This window comes from Methylobacterium sp. 190mf (genome assembly GCF_900107945.1).
Classification (GTDB): Bacteria; Pseudomonadota; Alphaproteobacteria; order Rhizobiales; family Beijerinckiaceae; genus Methylobacterium.
Genome location: NZ_FNVI01000027.1, coordinates 45,614 through 62,148 on the forward strand (window position 1 = coordinate 45,614; position 16,535 = coordinate 62,148).

A 16,535-nucleotide genomic window follows, 5' to 3' on the forward strand; every position below is an offset into this window, starting at 1 on the left:
CGTCTGTCCACACTCATACATTTTTCTGAGGGCGGGTGGATCGCGGCCCGCGCGGCCGCGTTCTTCGCGCGGTCGCCGCGGCGCGAGGATCCGGCGGCCCGTCGCGCGAGGCCGTGCGGCGCCCACACACAGGTTAACGACACCGCTCAGGTCGCGGCGCACGCTCCTCAGCTGGCCGTGAGGTTCTGCGCCATGCGCTACTTCACCGATTTCACCGACGACCGCGGCCTGTCCCTCGACGAGGAGGGGCTGCCCTTCGCCGATCGTCACGAGGCGTGCCTGTCGGCGACCGAGGCCCTGATCGAGGCCGTGCATGACCGGCTCCGCGTCCGGGCGGACCGACCGGCCCCCGGAGATGCCGGCCTGGTGCTGGAGGCGCGGGTCCGCGACGCGACCGGCAGCACGGTCTTCCGCGCCCGCCTTACCCTCGACCTGGACTGGCAGCCCTCCGACGGCTGAGCGCGGGCCCTACCAGCCGCAATTGGGGATCGGCGGCTGCGCTTTGGCCATGGCCGACTTCTCGATCGGCACCATCGCGCCCCAGGCGTATTTCTGGGCGTGGGGCGTGACGTTGGCGAAGAGGCAGCCGAGCTGGAAGTGGGTCGCGCCCATCTCGCCCGCGAAGCCCATGCAGTCCAGGAAGGTCCAGGTCTTCGGCACCGGGGTCATGGACCGCCAGCGCGGCATCGCCACGGGCGAGCAGACTTTGACCGCCCCGGTGCCGTCGTCGGCGTTGAGCGCGTCCCCCTGGCTCTGCGCCGCGGAGGGGGCGAGGCCGAGCAGGAGGATTGCCGCGAGAATCGCTCGGCCGGGGATCTGGGCGTGTCGGCTCATCGGGTCAGCGCATCGTCCACCACAGGGCCGCGAGGATCGCGAAGCCGAGAACGTTGTAGAGGATCGCCCAGATCCAGACACCCAGGACGGCGCGGCTCGGCTGCCGCGGTCGCGACCGGCCGGGGCGCAGGCGGTTCCGGTCCTCCGGAGTCGGCCAGATCGCCGCCCGGGGCGCCTTGAGGAGCCGCGTCAGCACCTCCGGGAGGTGCGGGCCGGGCGGTGTCTCGCCGGTCATGGCGGTCTCCGATGCGACGATGGGCGGGTCCGGGGCGGAACCGCCCGGAGCCGGACCGGTTCGGGCGACGGGCCGTCCGGCGACGACCGCCGCTCACAGTACCGTGCTGGGTGCCTGCGGGTAGTATTGGTAGGCCCAGGTCTCCGAGAGCAGCCTCTCCCCGGACTTCAGCTGCAGACGCATCTCCACCGGATCCGGACCCTCGGCGTAGACCTTGAGAAAGACCCGCCAGGGGCTCGGCTTGCCGTAGGGCGCCCAGGTGGCGCCGACTTCCTCCACGCTGCCGCGCGACAGGGTGAGCGCGACCGTGGCCTTCTCGGGATCGAGGCCCGACAGGGCCGCGCCCTCGAATTCCAGCACGAACTGCCGCACGAGGTTGGCCCGGCCCGGGCGTCTGTCGGCATCCGCGAGCCACGCGGCCTTGGTGGCCCGGGTCGCGACGCACCGGGCGAGGTCGGTGGCGACCGGCTCCTTGACGGTCCAGCGCAGCCGGTAGGCGAAGCTGCGGTCCGACCCGGCCTGCGGCGCGTCGTCCGGCACCCAGAGAGCGACGATGTTGTCGTCGGTCTCCTGATGGGTCGGGATCTCCACGAGCTGGACGCTGCCGCGGCCCCAGTCGCCCTGCGGCTCGACCCAGATGTCGGGACGGTTCTCCTCGAAGCCGTCGTCGATGTAGTTCTCGTAGGCGCGGTCGCGCTGGAGCAGGCCGAAGCCCTTCGGCGACCGGTCGGCGAAGGCGCTGACGCTGAGGCGGGGCGGGTTGTTGAGCGGCCGCCAGATCAGCTCGTCGGCGCCGGTCTGCATCAGCAGCCCGTCGGAATCGTGCACCTCGGGCCGCCAGTCGCTCGCGAGGAAGCGGCTCATGCCCTCCGAGTACCACAGCATCGAGGTCAGGGGCGCCATGCCGAACCGCTCGACCGCCTTGCGCATGTAGACCGTGCAGGCGACGTCGATGACGACGTGCGGCTCCTTCCGGGCGACGAACCGGTAGGCGCCGGTGAGGCTCCGGCCCTCGAGGAGCGCCAGCACGGTCACGGCGCCGTCCGCGGCCGGGCTGACGTAGAAGCGCGTGAAGACCGGGAATTCCTCGGTCTTCCCGGGCCCGGGCGCCGTGTCGATCGCGATGCCCCGGGCCGAGGCCCCGTACTGGGCTCCGTCCCCGGCGGCGCGGAAGTACGACGCGCCCAGGAAGGCCAGCCAGTCGCCGTCGTCGCCCGGCTGCCCGGCGGGCGCCTTCTGGAACCGGAACCCCGCGAAGCCCGCCCCGTCCGGAACGTCCTTGGCCGGGTTGCCCGGCGGGTAGGTGAACAGGTCGTGGCTGTAGAGCACCTCGCGGGCCTGCCCGCCCTCCAGGGCGTAGACCTTCACGGGATGGCGGAAGAAGTTGCCGAGGTGGAAGAAGGTCACCGGGTACGGGCTGTCGGCGAACAGGGCGTGGCCCGGCGGGTAGCGGATCTCCTGGAGCGGCCCGTAGGTCAGGGCGTCGAGGGCCGCCGAGGCGGGCGCCTCCGGGGGCGGCGCGTAGGGCCGGTCCCGCAGCGTCCGGGCGAGATCCTTCAGCCGGTCGAGGTCCATGGGCTCGGGCGGTGCGAGGCGCGGCCCGCCGCCGGCGGCCCGGGCGAGGCCGGGATACGGCGCGAGGGCGAGGAGCCCGATGGCGGTCAGGACGCGGCGCGTGATCAAGCTGGAACCCCCGGATTCGGTCGGGCCTCGCGACCCGCGCCGCCCTCTAGCCACGCCGGCGCGGCGGCGCAATTTCCCGGCCGCGGCTCAGCTCCGCGGACCGCAGTTGCCGGTGCTGCCGTCGGTCGTCCAGAGGTTGGCGCCGCCCCCCGGCGGGCACTGCCCCGGCAGCGCCAGGGTGATCAGCTTCGCAAAGGTGTTGGCCTCGTCCTCGCCGTAGCCGATCTCGCCGACCATGCGGCCGGTCCTGTCGAACAGCGCCACGGTGGCGGAATGCTCCATCGTGTAGTCGCCGTCCTTGGTCGGCACGCGCTTGTAGGCGACGTGGTAGGCGTCGGCCATGCGGGCGACCTGCTGCGGCGTGCCGACGAAGCCGCGGATCCGCGGATCGAACGAGGCCAGGTACGCCCGCAGGGTGTCGGGCGTGTCCCGCTCCGGGTCGAGGGTGACGAAGACGACGTTGAGGCGATCCGCGTCGCGGCCCATCCGGCCGAGGGCCGACGCCAGGGTCGCGAGCGTGGTCGGGCAGACGTCCGGGCAGTGGGTGAAGCCGAAGAACAGGACGGACGGCTTGCCGCGGAGATCGGCCTGGGTCACCGGGCGGCCGTCGAGATCCGCCATCGTGAACGGGCCGCCGACCTTCCGGGAATGGCTGAACCGCGATCCCTGCTGGAGGACGATCGCCCCGGTGCCGGTAGCGATCACGGCGACGAGGGCGGCGGAGGCGATGAGGGCGAGAGGGCTCGGTGCCATGCTGTGACCTGCGACGGCGCGTCGGGGTGGCCGGTATCGATGCCGCCAATATGGGGTCCGTGTCGACAGGCGTGAGGCCGCGGCCTCCCGTGCGGGGCCGGACCTGGAGAGGCGACGACGTCAGGAACACGCCTGGGAGCGGCCGGTTGGCCAGGGTACGGGCGCTCGCGCCATCCGGCGCCGGGACACTCGGGCCGCGGGCCCGACCGTCCCCTCCGCGACCGTGCACGGGAGCCGCCCCAGATGGCCCAGCAGATCCCCGTCGACCCGCAGGCCCGGGCCGACGATCCCCGCCGCGACGCCGAGCGGGACGACGCCACCCACGCCATCGCCGATGACGTCGCCTATCAGCGCCACGTCCTGGTCAACGTCGTGTTCGTGGGGCCCCCCGGCGCGGGCGACCGGGGTTGGGTCCTGATCGACGCCGGCGTGATGGGCGCGAAGCGCGGGATCGAGGCCGCGGCCCGGGCCCGCTTCGGCGAAGGCGCCCGGCCGGCCGCGATCGTCCTGACCCATGGCCATTTCGACCATGTCGGCGTCCTGGAGGACCTCGCGGAGGACTGGGACGTCCCGGTCTACGTGCACGCCCTGGAGCGGCCCTATCTCGACGGCAGCGCCGCCTACCCGACGCCGGATCCGAGCGTCGGCGGCGGGCTCCTCGGCCGCCTGTCGCCGCTGTTCCCGACGAGCCCGGTCGACGTCTCAGGGCGGCTCCGCCTCCTGCCGGAGGACGGTTCGGTGCCGCCCCTGCCCGGCTGGCGCTGGATCCACACGCCCGGCCACGCGCCGGGCCACGTCTCGCTCTGGCGCGAATCCGACCGGACGCTGATCGCGGGCGACGCCTTCATCACCACGGCGCAGGAATCCGCCTACGCGGTCGCGACGCAGGCGCCGGAGTTGCACGGGCCGCCGATGTACCTGACGATCGACTGGCCGGCGGCGCGCGCGTCGGTGCGGGCGCTCGCCGCGCTCGCCCCGGAGCGGGTTATCACCGGACACGGCCGGCCGCTCCAGGGCGCCGAGATGCGCCGCGCCCTCGACGCCCTGGCGGCGGACTTCGACCGGGTCGCGGTGCCGGAGACGGGCCGGTTCGTGGAGCACCCGCTCGGGGCCGCCGACGGCTCCGCCTACAGGGCGCCGCGCTGACCGACGTGATGCGGCCGCGCGGGCGGAATCCCGCGCCTCACGAGGCCCGCGCGAGATCCTGGAACGGGGCCGGGGATCGCACGGCGGCGAGCACGCCGTCCATCTCGGCCTTCGGCATGGCGTGGCCGAACAGGTAGCCCTGGCCGAAATGGCAGCCCTGTTCGGAGAGCCAGTCGAGGCTGGCGTCGGTCTCGATCCCCTCGGCGGTGGTGGAGAGGCCGAGGCTCGCCCCGAGCTTGATGATGGCGTCGACGAGCTTCGCCCGCTCGTCGCTCATCGTGATGGCGTCGACGTAGCTGCGGTCGATCTTCAGCTTGTCGAACTTCAGTTCGCGCAGGTGGTACAGGCTGGAATAGCCGGTTCCGAAATCGTCCAGCGCGATGCGCACGCCGAGTTCGCGCAGCGACAGCAGGGTCGTCCGGGTCGCCTCCAGGTCCTGGATCAGGGCGCTCTCGGTGATCTCGACCTCCAGGCGCTGCGGCGGGAAGCCGGTCTCGGTCAGGATCCCGAGGATGCGCTGGGCGAGCCACGCGTCCTGGAACTGCTGCGGGGCGATGTTCACCGCGAGGATCAGGTGCGGCGGCCAGGCCCGGGCATCCAGGCAGGCGCGGCGGATCAGGCTGTAGCTGAGATCCGCGATCATCCCGGTCTCCTCGGCCACCGGGATGAACTCGCTCGGGCCCACCACCCCGCGCGTCGGGTGGCGCCAGCGCGCCAGGACCTCGACCCCGACGATCTCCTTCTCGGGGAGCGACACCACCGGCTGGTAGAAGGGCTCGATCGCGCCCGTCTCGATGGCGAGGCGAAGTTCCGTCTCCATGCGGGCGCGGGCGCGCAGCTCCGCGTCCATGGCGCTGCGGAAGAAGCGGACATTGCCGCGCCCGTCCTTCTTGCCCTGGTACATGGCGAGGTCGGCCGCGTGCAGGATCGCGGCGGCGTCCCCGTGCTCGGCCGACACCGCGGCGACGCCGACTGTGGCCCCGACCTTCAGGTCGTTCTGGCTCCACGTCACCGGCTCGGCGATGCGCGCGATGACCGCCTGGGCGAGGCGCCGCAGCGCCTCGCTCTCGTAGCGGAGCGGGACCAGCATGGCGAACTCGTCGCCGCCCAGACGGGCCGCCAGGCCGCCCGACGGCACGAGCTGCTGCAGACGCTCGGCCACGGCGCACAGGACCGCATTCCCGGCCGCGTGGCCGTAGAGGTCGTTGACCGGCTTGAACCGGTCGAGGTCGATGAGGAGCACCGCCGCGTCCGCGGCGCCCGGCGCGTGCGCCCGTTCCACGGCGTCGATGAAGCGGCGACGGTTCGCCAGACCGGTCAGCCCGTCGTGCCGGGCGATCGCCTCGGCCTGCGCGGCGGCGGCGGCGCGCTCGAGCATGAGCCGCCGGAGGATGATCGATTTGCGGATGCTGGCGCCCCACTGCGCCACGCCCATGCAGGCGGCGAGCAGCAGCAGGTCCGTGAGGTTGTAGGTGGCGACGACGCTGTTCAGATACGCGAAGGTCCCGAGCGTGACGCCGACGAACCAGATCCCGACGCCGATCACGAGGAGGCACAGGGTCTCGTACAGCTCGCCGCGGCCCCAGGCTCTCGACGTCTCGATCGGCATGGTCAGGACCCGGTTTCCAACGTCAGAGCGAAGCATGCCGTCCGCTCACGCGCTGTAGATCAGCTCCGGACGCGGCAGCTTCTCTACATCTTTACGGGTCTTTGTCTTGGTTTAATTTGGATTAAATCGCGCCGCCACGCTGCGCGCGGCTCGGGGGCGCCGGTATGTTCCGTCGCGGTAAGAGATGGACAGGGCCGCGCCGTCACGCCTCGTCGACGGCGTCCGGACGCTGCGCGGCCGAGCGGCTCTCCTGGAGGGTGGCGGCGGCCTTGACGATCGACAGGATCCCGCCGCGGGTCGTCTCGTCGGTGATGCTGGTGAAGGCCAGGACGAGTTCCATGACCTTCGGATCCTCGAACAGGGCCGCGGGTCCGACGCGTCCGCCGCCGTTGTCCCGCGGATCCGCGAAGAACGTGTCCACCGGCACCCTCAGCAGGTCGGCGATGGCCTGAAGACGCCCTGCGCCGATGCGGTTGCGCCCCTTCTCGTACTTCTGAACCTGCTGGAAGCTGACGCCGATGGCCTGACCGAGATCGGTCTGGCTCAGGCCCTGTGCCACGCGGAGCGCCGCGATGCGGCCGCCGATCGAGCGATCGGTCTCGGTGGCGGACTTGGGCTTCGGGGAGGACGACATCGAACGGAAACCTTCAGCATGCGGGATGAGTGGCACTTACCCAGAGTCGCGGAAAAAAACACAACCGAAAACTGCTTAGCGCACCAATAAGTTGCGCAATTCCTAGTTGCACTGGACGCATGGCTTGGCTGTTGGTTGTACGCCCAGGGACGGTGAAACCGCAATGGTCAACTGTATCCGTGACGCAGCGCACAGACGGTTTCCCTCCTGCGCCTGTCTTCGCCGGCTACGGCAGCCTCTCAGTCGCCGTGCGCGACGATACATCGGAGATCGGTCGAAGGGGTGGTAAAGTACCGAGGCCTCCGATCGTCGTGGCGGACGGTGACGGATATGTGATGCGGCCGGCATTGTGATGGGACTGCGGCCGCGGGTCTCCATCAAGACATCGGCGATGCAATTCACCGGCGCGAATGTCGCGGCCGGTGGGACACACACCCCTGTTTCCGACATCGGGCCGCGTCTATCGCCGGCCTAAACACTTTAAGTCCCGGTCGAGAAAATCTATGAAATGATGTATTCACCGGCCAGGCTCGACGGTAGAGTCGGTCTCCCATCACAGCGCCCTCGTCGATGACCGACCTTCTCGTCACCCTCCAGGAGCCAGCCGAACCCGCCGGGCAGGCCGGGCCGGGATCCGAGACGTCGGCCCTGCGCGCGCATATCGCGCGGATTCTGCGCAGGCTGCCTCCCGCCAAGGCGACGAAGACGACCTGACCTCGACCGCCGGGAACGGCGCCGCGACCTGCCCGGACGGATCATCCGCTCGGGACGGGCGCCCGGTCCGGACGCCCCTCCTAGGCGACGGCCTCCAGCGGCTGCGGCCGGGCGCGGACGCGATCGAGGATGTCGAGGGTGCGGATGCTGTCCGCGAGCGGCATGATCGGGCTCTCGCGGGCGCCGGCGAGCAGGCAGCGATGCACCTCGTCGATCTGATGCCGCAGCCCGAACCCGAGGTACGGCGTCGGGATCAGCGCGACGCGGCGGAAGTCCAGCGGCTGCAGGAGGCGTTTCGCGAAGGCCAGTCGGTCGACGGCCTGGCGGCGCGGCGGGGCACGGTCGGCGGGCGCCGGCGCGGCGGCGGTGCGCACGCGCGTGAGGAAGGGCGGGCACAGGAACTGCCGGTGCAGGTGGATGCGGCCGCGCGTGCCGACGATCACGGCGGCGTTGTCGGCCTCTCCGGTCGAGCCGCAGCTCAGGGTCGCGGTCCTGGCGTTCCAGCCGAGCGCGAGCGCGGCCTGCTGCGCCGCCGCACCGCCCCGATCGAGGCCGACGCCCGAGACCTCCGTGGGTGCGCCGAACAGGTGGAGCGCCAGCGACACGGGGTAGACCCCGAGATCGAGGATCACCCCGCCTTCGGCCGGATCGTCCGTCCGTCCGGGCGGGTTCAACGCGCGGGGGAAGAACAGGCGGGCGTCGAGATGCAGGGGATCGCCGATCTCTCCCGCCTCCAGCATCGCCTTAGCCCGCACGACGCCGGGCGTGAAGCGCATCCACATCGCTTCCATGCAGAAGACGCCCTTCCGCCGCGCCGCCTCCGCGATGCGCCGCGCCTGCCCGCCCGAGAGCGCGATCGGCTTCTCGATCAGGACCGACTTGCCGGCCTCGATGCAGGCCAGCGCGCTGTCCATGTGGTCGCTGTTGGGCGTGGCGATGTAGACGACGTCGATATCCGGCCGCGCGGCCAGGGCCTCGACGCCGGCGACGGCGGCCGGCGCGCCGGACGCCTGAGAGAAGGCCGCGGCGAAGGCCTGGGCGCTCCCCGTGCTCCGCGCCCCGACGGCTGTGAGGCGCGCGTCCGGCCGCCCGAGAAGGTCGCTGACGAAGCGCTGGGCGATGACCCCGGTGCCGAGGACGCCCCACGAGACGGTCTGTGCCATGGCTAGAACCTGGATCTCAGCTGGATCACGGCGCCGCCGCCGGCATTCTGCATGGCGAGCGCGATCTCGGTGATGTGCAGCACGAACCGCGCCGGGAGCGGCGCCGGAACGCCCGCCCGGATCGCCGCGGCCTGGGCCGCGGGTCCGCGGGCGAAATCCATCTGCGACGGGTAGCTGGGCAGCTTGCCCCCGAAGCGGGGAGTCGGCAGCTTCCGACCGAGGAAGATCCGCCCGGGCAGGTAGCGCTGGATCCGGTGCAGCAGCCGGCCGAGCCGCCCGGGCGCCTCGCCGCTCGGCGAACGGAGATAGACCGGGCCCTGGCTGGCCCACGAATCGGTCACGGTCAGGACGCCCCGGTCGCCGATGATGTGCAGGGAGCGGTCCTGCGGCGCGACGAGGCCGCAGGTGATCCGCGCGACGACGCCGGATCGGAACTCCAGGCACGCTGTCGAGAAGTCGTTGGCGACCGAGTCCGGGGGCTGGCCGGTGCCCTTGTCTGGGTACAGGCGCGACGCGAAGGCAGTCATGCGCTCGACCGGGCCGAACATCAGGCTCATCCAGGTCAGGTAGTAGCCGGCGTGCTCCAGGGTGCAGCCGACCCGGTACTCGTCCTCGGCCGGCCAGGGGGCGCCGGTCACGCTCCGCCATTCATGCACCGGCTCCTGGAACACCGGCCCGTCCTCCAACTCGGCGTAGACGAGCCGGACCGACCCGACCTGGCCGGACGCGACGGCCTCCCGCACGGTCGCGCCCGCCTCGCCCAGGATGCTCGCGGGCGCGCCGCTCAGCGAGAGGCCCTTCGCCTCGGCGAGTTCCACCAGCGCTTCGGCCTGGGCGTACTCCATGGCGAGCGGCTTCTCGGAGTAGACGTGCTTGCCGGCCTCCAGGGCGGCCTTGGTCACGACGTAGTGACTGTGCGGGTTGGTCAGATTCAGGATGAGGCCGATCTCCGGCTCGGCGAGCAAGGCCTCGAGGCTGTCGAAGGCGCGGGCGTTGTAGTGACGGCAGAAGACGGCGCGCCGCTCCGGGTCCCGGTCGTAGACGCCGGCGAGGCGCAGTTCGGGGTGGTTCACGAGGGTCGTCATGTAGAAGTCGGCGACGTAACCGCAGCCGACGATCCCGATCTGCATCTCTGTCCCTGAAGGTCATCCGCACCGGATTCGGGTCGTAGCGGCAGCGCTCCGTTCCGCGCCTTCATCCATTGGGCGTAGGATCGACGCGCCGAGAGCTCAGCGACGCTCTCCGGCGCCCGAATTCGGCGCCCATGTCTCGGCAGTACACGGCGCTCGGGCCGCAGGCGCTGACGCTATTCGGTCGAACGCGCGTTTAACGCTCCGTTTACCGTACGGTCCGACAGTTCCGGTGCAACCGGAGCCCCGTGGACAGCCATGCTCGATGTCGCCTTCTGGTGGTGTGTGGCCGTGGCTTTGACCGGATCGGTCGGCCTCGTCGGCCTGGCCATCGTCGCCGGCCGGAGCGGCCGCTCGCAGCCGCGCGGCCTCAAGCTTACCCGGACCGAGCCCCTCGTGCTCCGTCACTTCGGGCGCGCGTAGGTCGGCATTCGACCGGCACCGGCCGAGTATCCGGCGTCTCAGATCTTTAAGTTCGCGGTCGGGTCGGGTTCCCGCCGGGAAGATCCGTCGTGCCCAGGTCGCGCGAGGATCCCTGACCCTCAACCGGTTCACCCCGGTCGACGTAGCCGTCGGGCACCACCGCCTGGGATCCCTTCGATGGAAGGCGGGTCGGGATCGGGCCGGTCGCGGTCACCGGAACGGACGTAACCGAGGTCGTCGACGGCAGGATCGCGTGCCTCCGGGTGCCGCTCGACCCGCCGACCGGTCGGGCTTGCCACGGTGCGACATCACCGTTTCCGCGGGTTCGATCTCAGGTGAGCCGCTTCCCTTCGCGGCGCCGGACGCTGCCGGTGTCACGTCAGGGACAGCGATCGAGGTCTGGCCGCCTCACGATCTCACCCGGAGCACGATCTTGCCTCCGAGCCGACCCTCCTCGGAGCGCGCGTGGGCGCTGGCGACCTCGTCGAGGGGAAACTCCAGGCCGACTCGCGGCACCACGAGGCCGCGCTCGAGGAGGCGCGTCACGGCGTCGAGCTTGCGGCCGTCCTGGCGCGAGAAGACGAAGTGGTAGGTGGCGTTCCGGCCCCAAGCGTCGATGAGGTTCTGAGGCGTCGCGGTGTCGACCAGGGTGACGACGCGCCCGTCCTCGCGGAGGATGCGCGGGGAGCGCGCGAGCGTGTCGCGGCCGATCGTGTCCAGGACGACGTCGACGCCCCTGCCCTCGGTCAGGCGATCGACGGCGTCTACATAGTCCTCGCGCTCGAAATCGATGACGGCGGAGGCGCCGAGCCGCTCGACGCGCGCCACGTCGCTGCCGCGCGCCGTCGCCAGGACCCGTGCCCCGATGGCCTTCGCGACCTGGACGGCGATCGCCCCGACGCCCCCGGCACCGCCGTGGACGAGGACGGTCTCTGTGACCTGCAATCGGGCCCGCTCGACCAGCCCTTCCCAGACGGTCACGCCGACGAGGCTGACGCTCGCGGCCTCGGAATGGGTGAGGTTGACCGGCTTGCGCGCGACGATGCCGGCATCCGCGACGTGGTACTCAGCGTACGATCCCGGACCGCCGAAGATCCGCGGCGTGTAATAGACCTCATCCCCCGCGCGGAACTCGGTCACGTCGGATCCGACCTGGTCGACGACGCCGGACACGTCGTGCCCGATGATGGCCGGCAGCGCGACCTGAGCGGCGTAGTCGCCGCGGCGGATCTGGCCGTCGAGCGGGTTGATCGACGTGGCATGCACGGCCACGCGGACCTGCCGGGGTCCCGGCCGAGGGTCTGGCAGCTCCCGGAGCTCGAAGCTGTCCGGCCCCCCGAACTTCGTCAACACCATCGCCTTCAAGAGAGCCTCCCGTCCTGACCGGCCAACCTTGTGTCAGCCGGGCTGCGGGATGACGAACGCGTTCTCCTCACGAGGCCGATGAGCTACGTTCAGCCATGACGATGCGGAGATCGCTTCCTCCCCTCGCGGCGCTCCGGGCCTTCGAGGCGGCCGGGCGCCGCCTGAGCTTCCGCGCTGCCGCCGACGAGCTGGGTGTCACGGCGACCGCCATCAGTCATCAGATCCGGCTTCTCGAGCAGACCCTGGGGCTGCGTCTCTTCCACCGCGAGACGCGCCGGGTCCGGCTGACCGCCGAGGGCACCGTTCTCCTGCCCGTGCTGCGCGACGGTTTCGACGCGTTCGCCCGAGCCATCGATGAGATCCGCGGCCGGCACGCGGCCGGCGTTCTCACGCTCTCGGCCCCGACCGCCTTCGTGGCGAAGTGGCTCGTGCCCCGGCTCGCCGACTTCCGGGCCGCGCATCCCGGTTGCGATCTGCGACTGCACGCGTCCGACAGCTTGGTCGACTTCGCCCGCGACGGCGTGGACGTCGCCGTCCGATACGGGCCCGGTCCCTATCCCGGCCTCGACGCGCACAGGCTGGTGGTCGACCGGGTCGCACCCGCTTGCAGTCCGCGTCTCGCCATTCGATCCGAGAGCGATCTGGCCCGCCACCCCCTGCTGCACTTCGAGTGGCCCGACCTGACCGACGAGACGCCGACCTGGCCGGCCTGGCTGCGGAAGGCCGGGATCACCGATATCGATGGCGGTGCGGGCATCCGCTTCAGCGACGAAGGTCACGTCATCCAGGCCGCGATCGCCGGTCAGGGCATAGCGCTGGTCTCGGTCGTACTGACCGCCGACGACCTAGCGAGCGGCACGCTGACTCAACCCTTCGGCCCCGTCCTCGACGCGCACCCCTACTGGGTCGTCCACCCGCGACATCCGGCCCAGGCGGGACGCGTCGGGGTGCTGATCGACTGGCTGCGCAACGCAGCCATCCGGTGACGCAGGACCATGTGGCGAGGTCTGTATGACGGTTCGCGAGCGGCCATCCGTCGGCGGTTCGGAAATCTTTGTTCGGGGCGGGACCCGGCATCTCGACCATGAGGTGGCGACCGTCCGAAGCGTTGGCCCAAACTCCCTGCTCGATCGCAGTGCTCGTCGTGGAGCGTAATTTTTGCCGATCGCCGGTAAATCTCGGCGTCATAGCAAGCCTAAACCCAGTGTCCGGTAAAACCGAAGCTTAAGTCAGAATGACAGGCGATGCTGTGTCGTAAAGGCGTGGATGAAGACGTTCGACGGGACCTGTTGCAAGCCCGCCAAGGCGGTCAACGACGAAGGAGTGCGAATCTGAGATCTTTCGCGATCGATCGCCATCGTGGACGGCCGTTGTGAACCGCCCGATAGGTTCCACCGGCGACACGTGCCGACAGGCCCTGGAGTGCCTCCAGGCGCGTCTCAGTTCGATAGATCGCTTCGCGCTTCTCGAGCTGGTCAAGCGCGCTGCGAAAGAAAGCGGCCGCCCTTGCCCGATCGAAGAGTGGAAAATGCTCAGCCGTCGCTTCCGGAAGCCGCTCGACGATATCGATCATGGCGGTCGTGGCTTCCCTGTAGGGATCCAAGCCCCCAGCTACCGTCCTCCGACCCGCGCTCCGCTCGCGCTCACCGTTTCCGAACAGATTATGGGCGTGCTGCCGATAGCGGACCAGGGGTACATCGATCTCGACGGTCTGACCGACGACTTGCGCCAGGAACATTACCCAACGGTCGTGAGCGATCATCTCGCTGGGGACAATGAAATCGATAAAACGGTCATCGACATCCCACAGATCCAAGAGTTCTCGTCGAAAGACGATCGAAAATCCGAAGAACGTCAACCACGGATCGTAGGTGAGCGGTTTTCTGAGGCCGGTACGATGAATGCCTTGCCGAAAGACGCCAAGCTCGCGATTGTTGGAGTCGATAGTGATGGCCGTATGGGCGATCATCGAGACGCTGCGATCGTCCAGATAGGGTGAGCAAAACTCGATCTTCTTCGTGTCCCAGATATCGTCCTGATCGCAGAAGGCGACGAATTTTCCACGCGCCAACCGAGCGGCTCTCAAGAAATTGCTTCGAAAGCCGAGCGCGGGCACGTTCTCATGGATTTTGAACTCGGTTGCGCTGCCGCAAGAGAGATTTCGGACAATTTCTAGCGTGTCATCCGTAGATGCATCGTCGGAAACGATGATCTCAAGAGGATGTACTGTTTGCCCGACGAGAGTTTCAAGCTGTTCGCGGATAATTCTCGATCCGTTATGCGTGGCAAGAACAACAGAAACACCATGTTCATATCGCATGATGATGTCCTGACGAAACGGATTGCTATCTTCTGCGGTCGGAGCAACAATCAGACCATCTCTCGGTCACGGGTGGCCTCTCGAGTTCTTGCTATCGGGTGAGCGCGTATTCATTTGGGGCCACAGTCTTAATCGAACGGATTTGGATGAAAATAAATAAACGTAGCTGTGGCGGCCGAAGCAGATATTCTGCTCCCTTCTTCCGGTAAGATGCCGACCAAGAACGTCTTTCTTAAACTCGAGAGTGGCGCTTTGCGCCGACGCGGAGGCTGTTGATTTATCATCTTAGTCGTCGGTACTGTCTATAGCCTTCGCCACAAAAAGCAAGAGCGCTAATGAAGTTCTTGTTCTGCACGTTCCGATCATTGACCTGTACCCGCCGGGGGCCGGAAGGGATATCGACGCGGCCGGATGACGGCGTGCGCTCCGACAGATCCGCGACGCCGAAGCTGACCGGCGGGAATCCACGCCACGTTGCCGATTCGCAAGCTACCCAACCCAGGCGTTCGGAGAGCGGTCGTTGCCTGCCGAAAGCCGCCACTTATCGATCGTCCAGCAACCTCGGATTGAAGGCGCGGTTGGCATTCCACTAAGGAATCCCATTCGCCCCGTGGTCTCGGTAGCCGGATCGAGCGAGAAGGCGATCATGATAGGCCGAGACGGCGGGATAGCTCGGGCGCTCCATTGGCGTCATGCGCCAACGGTTTACGGACAAGCCGAGAACGACATCCGCCAACGTGAAGGCTCCTCCGGTCACATAAGCTCCGGTTGAGGAGAGATGGTGGTCAAGGATCCCCATATTCGCGTTCCAGGCCTCGACCCCCGCCACTATCCGGTCTGGATCGGCGTAGGCCGGATCACGACGAACGAGGCCGAGGAAAGCCGCCCGCCAAGACGCGTTCAACTCGGTCGCTTGCCAGTCCATCCATTGTTCAACCAGAGCGCGTCCACGTGGGTCAGCAGGGAGCAGATCCGTCCGAGTGGCGCTCGCAGCGAGGTAGCGGCAGATCGTATTTGACTCCCACAAGGCCCCTGCCGCGTCTTCAATCACGGGCACGAGGCCGTTCGGGTTGCGAGCCAGAAATTCCGGGGTATCCGTTGCTTGGAAACCGCTGCCGTAGTCCTGGCGATCGTAATCCAATCCGATCTCGGCACAGGTCCAAAGCACCTTGCGAACATTGATCGAACTGGCCTTGCCGAGAATGCGGATCATGGGAGCGGGTTAGCCAACGCTGGAATGATGAAGAGACGGCCACAGAGGGCGTGGTTGCATCTTCCACCCGCGGAGTTAACCGCCCTTGTCTCAAGTGCGCAAAGCGGATGCAGCGAGCGACCTCGAGAGGATCTCGAGCGATGTCTACGGCTACGCCCGCTTCGATGCGTCCACAATCCAGATGCGGTCGGGCAGGGAACCATTCATCTGAGACGTTGGGGAGAGCCATGCGCGGCGGCAGAAGCTGGCCGAAAGATGCCGGTCTGCTCCGGAGTGAAACTGCCGGAAAAGCCGACACCTCCTGTCGCGCGTCGTCAGAACACCGCGTGGTCGCCGCGCTCGGCGACCGCCTCGCCACGGACCACGCGCGCATAGTAGTCGAAGAGCGTCTCCGATCCCGTCGACGGAGTGGCCTGGGCATCGTATCGCCCGGTCGCCGGGTCCAGGACGAGCATGGACTCCGTCGCGTAGTAGCGCCCGATCCGCGCGAGTTCGGCCTTGGCGGCCAGGGCCGGCACCCATCGGCCCATCGTCGTCAGAACGGCGACGATCGCGTCCAGCAGCACGACCGGAATGTGCGTGAAGCGCGGTTCGCGCCCCAGAAGGGCGAAGAGCCGCTCGCCCTGCGCGCGCGGCGTGATCGCCTCGCCCGGGCCGCCGATCGGCAGAACGCGATTGCGGCGGTCCCCATCGTCGAGGCAGTCCGCGAGATAGCGGCCAAGGTCGTCGTCGCTGATCGGCTTGCAGGCCGTCAAGGTCCCGTCCCCGAACACCAGAAATGGCTTGCCGCGTTTCACGCGTTCGATCTGTCCCGAGAGCGATTTGAAGAAGGCGGTGGGCCGAACGATCGTGTAGTCGAGCCCCGATGCGATCAGCTCTGCCTCGAAGGCGCGCTTGGCGTGCTGAAAAGCGAGGATCGGCTTCTGGACGCAGATCGCCGACAGAAGCACGACATGCGTGACGCCGGCCGTCCGGCCCGCGTGCAAGGCCTCGACCTGCGCGCCGTAATCGATCGCCCAGGCATCGTCGGGCAGCCCCGTGCGCGAGGCGAGGCACGACACCAGGGCGTCGAAGCGTTCGCCGCGGACACCGTCGCGCGCCAGCGACACCGTGTCGGTCAGATCCACGATGCGCGCGGTAGCGCCTGAGGGGATTGCGGTTTCGGCAGGGCGCCTGACGAGGCAGACGACCTCGTGGCCGCGCGAGACCAGTGCCCGAACCGTTGCCCGGCCGATTGTGCCGGTCGCTCCCAGGAAGAGGACACGGCGCGGCCTCACACCGTCCGGTCGATCCGCTTTCATGATCGCTTCATC

General features: G+C 68.8%; 17 protein-coding genes. 5 read left to right on the plus strand and 12 right to left on the minus strand.

What is annotated here, in order from left to right; translation table 11 throughout:
- Positions 1–192: 192 nt before the first annotated feature.
- Complete coding sequence (locus tag C4T42_RS25715; RefSeq protein WP_020095045.1) at positions 193–459, plus strand: hypothetical protein; 267 nt, start codon at positions 193–195, stop codon at positions 457–459.
- Between the two features lie 9 nt (positions 460–468).
- Here the strand turns inward: C4T42_RS25715 and C4T42_RS25720 are convergent, their stop codons facing one another.
- The 4 genes from C4T42_RS25720 to C4T42_RS25735 all read right to left on the minus strand — a co-directional run bounded on the left by C4T42_RS25720 (position 469) and on the right by C4T42_RS25735 (position 3,505).
- A complete protein-coding gene (locus C4T42_RS25720) occupies positions 469–834 on the minus strand; it encodes a hypothetical protein (RefSeq protein ID WP_020095044.1) in 366 nt (121 codons plus the stop codon).
- A gap of 4 nt (positions 835–838) precedes the next feature.
- Entirely contained in the window at positions 839–1,069 is a 231-nt protein-coding gene (locus C4T42_RS25725; protein WP_091976355.1) for a hypothetical protein, read from the minus strand.
- 93 nt (positions 1,070–1,162) lie between these two features.
- Positions 1,163–2,752 carry a glucan biosynthesis protein gene (locus tag C4T42_RS25730; protein WP_020095042.1) on the minus strand — a complete coding sequence of 530 codons (1,590 nt, stop codon included), beginning with the start codon at positions 2,750–2,752 and terminating at the stop codon, positions 1,163–1,165.
- 87 nt (positions 2,753–2,839) lie between these two features.
- Positions 2,840–3,505: an SCO family protein gene (locus C4T42_RS25735; protein ID WP_020095041.1), complete on the minus strand. Its 666-nt coding sequence runs from the start codon at positions 3,503–3,505 to the stop codon at positions 2,840–2,842.
- 243 nt (positions 3,506–3,748) lie between these two features.
- Between C4T42_RS25735 and C4T42_RS25740 the strand changes: the two genes are divergently transcribed.
- A complete protein-coding gene (locus C4T42_RS25740) occupies positions 3,749–4,651 on the plus strand; it encodes an MBL fold metallo-hydrolase (protein WP_020095040.1) in 903 nt (300 codons plus the stop codon).
- Between the two features lie 37 nt (positions 4,652–4,688).
- Here C4T42_RS25740 and C4T42_RS25745 read toward each other — a convergent pair whose 3' ends face one another.
- Together C4T42_RS25745 and C4T42_RS25750 are read right to left on the minus strand one after the other, a co-directional pair.
- A complete protein-coding gene (locus C4T42_RS25745) occupies positions 4,689–6,296 on the minus strand; it encodes an EAL domain-containing protein (RefSeq protein ID WP_244603280.1) in 1,608 nt (535 codons plus the stop codon).
- Positions 6,297–6,462: 166 nt separating this feature from the next.
- A complete protein-coding gene (locus C4T42_RS25750; RefSeq protein WP_020095038.1) occupies positions 6,463–6,894 on the minus strand; it encodes a helix-turn-helix transcriptional regulator in 432 nt (143 codons plus the stop codon).
- 570 nt (positions 6,895–7,464) lie between these two features.
- On the opposite strand from C4T42_RS25750, the gene C4T42_RS32085 reads away from it, so the two are divergent.
- Positions 7,465–7,608: a hypothetical protein gene (locus tag C4T42_RS32085; protein WP_020095037.1), complete on the plus strand. Its 144-nt coding sequence runs from the start codon at positions 7,465–7,467 to the stop codon at positions 7,606–7,608.
- A gap of 80 nt (positions 7,609–7,688) precedes the next feature.
- Here C4T42_RS32085 and C4T42_RS25755 read toward each other — a convergent pair whose 3' ends face one another.
- Both C4T42_RS25755 and C4T42_RS25760 read right to left on the minus strand, forming a co-directional pair.
- Positions 7,689–8,771, minus strand: coding sequence for a Gfo/Idh/MocA family oxidoreductase (locus tag C4T42_RS25755; protein WP_020095036.1), 1,083 nt, complete (start codon positions 8,769–8,771; stop codon positions 7,689–7,691).
- A 2-nt stretch (positions 8,772–8,773) separates the two neighbouring features.
- Positions 8,774–9,901 carry a Gfo/Idh/MocA family oxidoreductase gene (locus tag C4T42_RS25760; RefSeq protein WP_020095035.1) on the minus strand — a complete coding sequence of 376 codons (1,128 nt, stop codon included), beginning with the start codon at positions 9,899–9,901 and terminating at the stop codon, positions 8,774–8,776.
- 258 nt (positions 9,902–10,159) lie between these two features.
- On the opposite strand from C4T42_RS25760, the gene C4T42_RS32090 reads away from it, so the two are divergent.
- On the plus strand, positions 10,160–10,324 hold the full coding sequence (locus tag C4T42_RS32090) for a hypothetical protein (RefSeq protein ID WP_020095034.1): 165 nt from the start codon (positions 10,160–10,162) through the stop codon (positions 10,322–10,324).
- Positions 10,325–10,732: 408 nt separating this feature from the next.
- Here C4T42_RS32090 and C4T42_RS25765 read toward each other — a convergent pair whose 3' ends face one another.
- Positions 10,733–11,689 (minus strand): zinc-dependent alcohol dehydrogenase family protein, encoded by a 957-nt coding sequence (locus C4T42_RS25765; protein WP_020095033.1) that lies wholly within the window; start codon positions 11,687–11,689, stop codon positions 10,733–10,735.
- A 95-nt stretch (positions 11,690–11,784) separates the two neighbouring features.
- Here C4T42_RS25765 and gcvA point away from each other — a divergent pair, with 95 nt between their 5' ends.
- Complete coding sequence (gene gcvA, locus C4T42_RS25770; RefSeq protein WP_020095032.1) at positions 11,785–12,675, plus strand: transcriptional regulator GcvA; 891 nt, start codon at positions 11,785–11,787, stop codon at positions 12,673–12,675.
- 323 nt (positions 12,676–12,998) lie between these two features.
- Here the strand turns inward: gcvA and C4T42_RS25775 are convergent, their stop codons facing one another.
- The 3 genes from C4T42_RS25775 to C4T42_RS25785 all read right to left on the minus strand — a co-directional run bounded on the left by C4T42_RS25775 (position 12,999) and on the right by C4T42_RS25785 (position 16,523).
- A complete protein-coding gene (locus tag C4T42_RS25775; protein ID WP_103986106.1) occupies positions 12,999–14,009 on the minus strand; it encodes a glycosyltransferase in 1,011 nt (336 codons plus the stop codon).
- Between the two features lie 589 nt (positions 14,010–14,598).
- Positions 14,599–15,222, minus strand: a complete 624-nt coding sequence (locus tag C4T42_RS25780; RefSeq protein ID WP_083916200.1) for a glutathione S-transferase — start codon at positions 15,220–15,222, stop codon at positions 14,599–14,601.
- Positions 15,223–15,536: 314 nt separating this feature from the next.
- On the minus strand, positions 15,537–16,523 hold the full coding sequence (locus tag C4T42_RS25785) for an NAD(P)H-binding protein (RefSeq protein WP_042672400.1): 987 nt from the start codon (positions 16,521–16,523) through the stop codon (positions 15,537–15,539).
- Positions 16,524–16,535 lie beyond the last annotated feature (12 nt).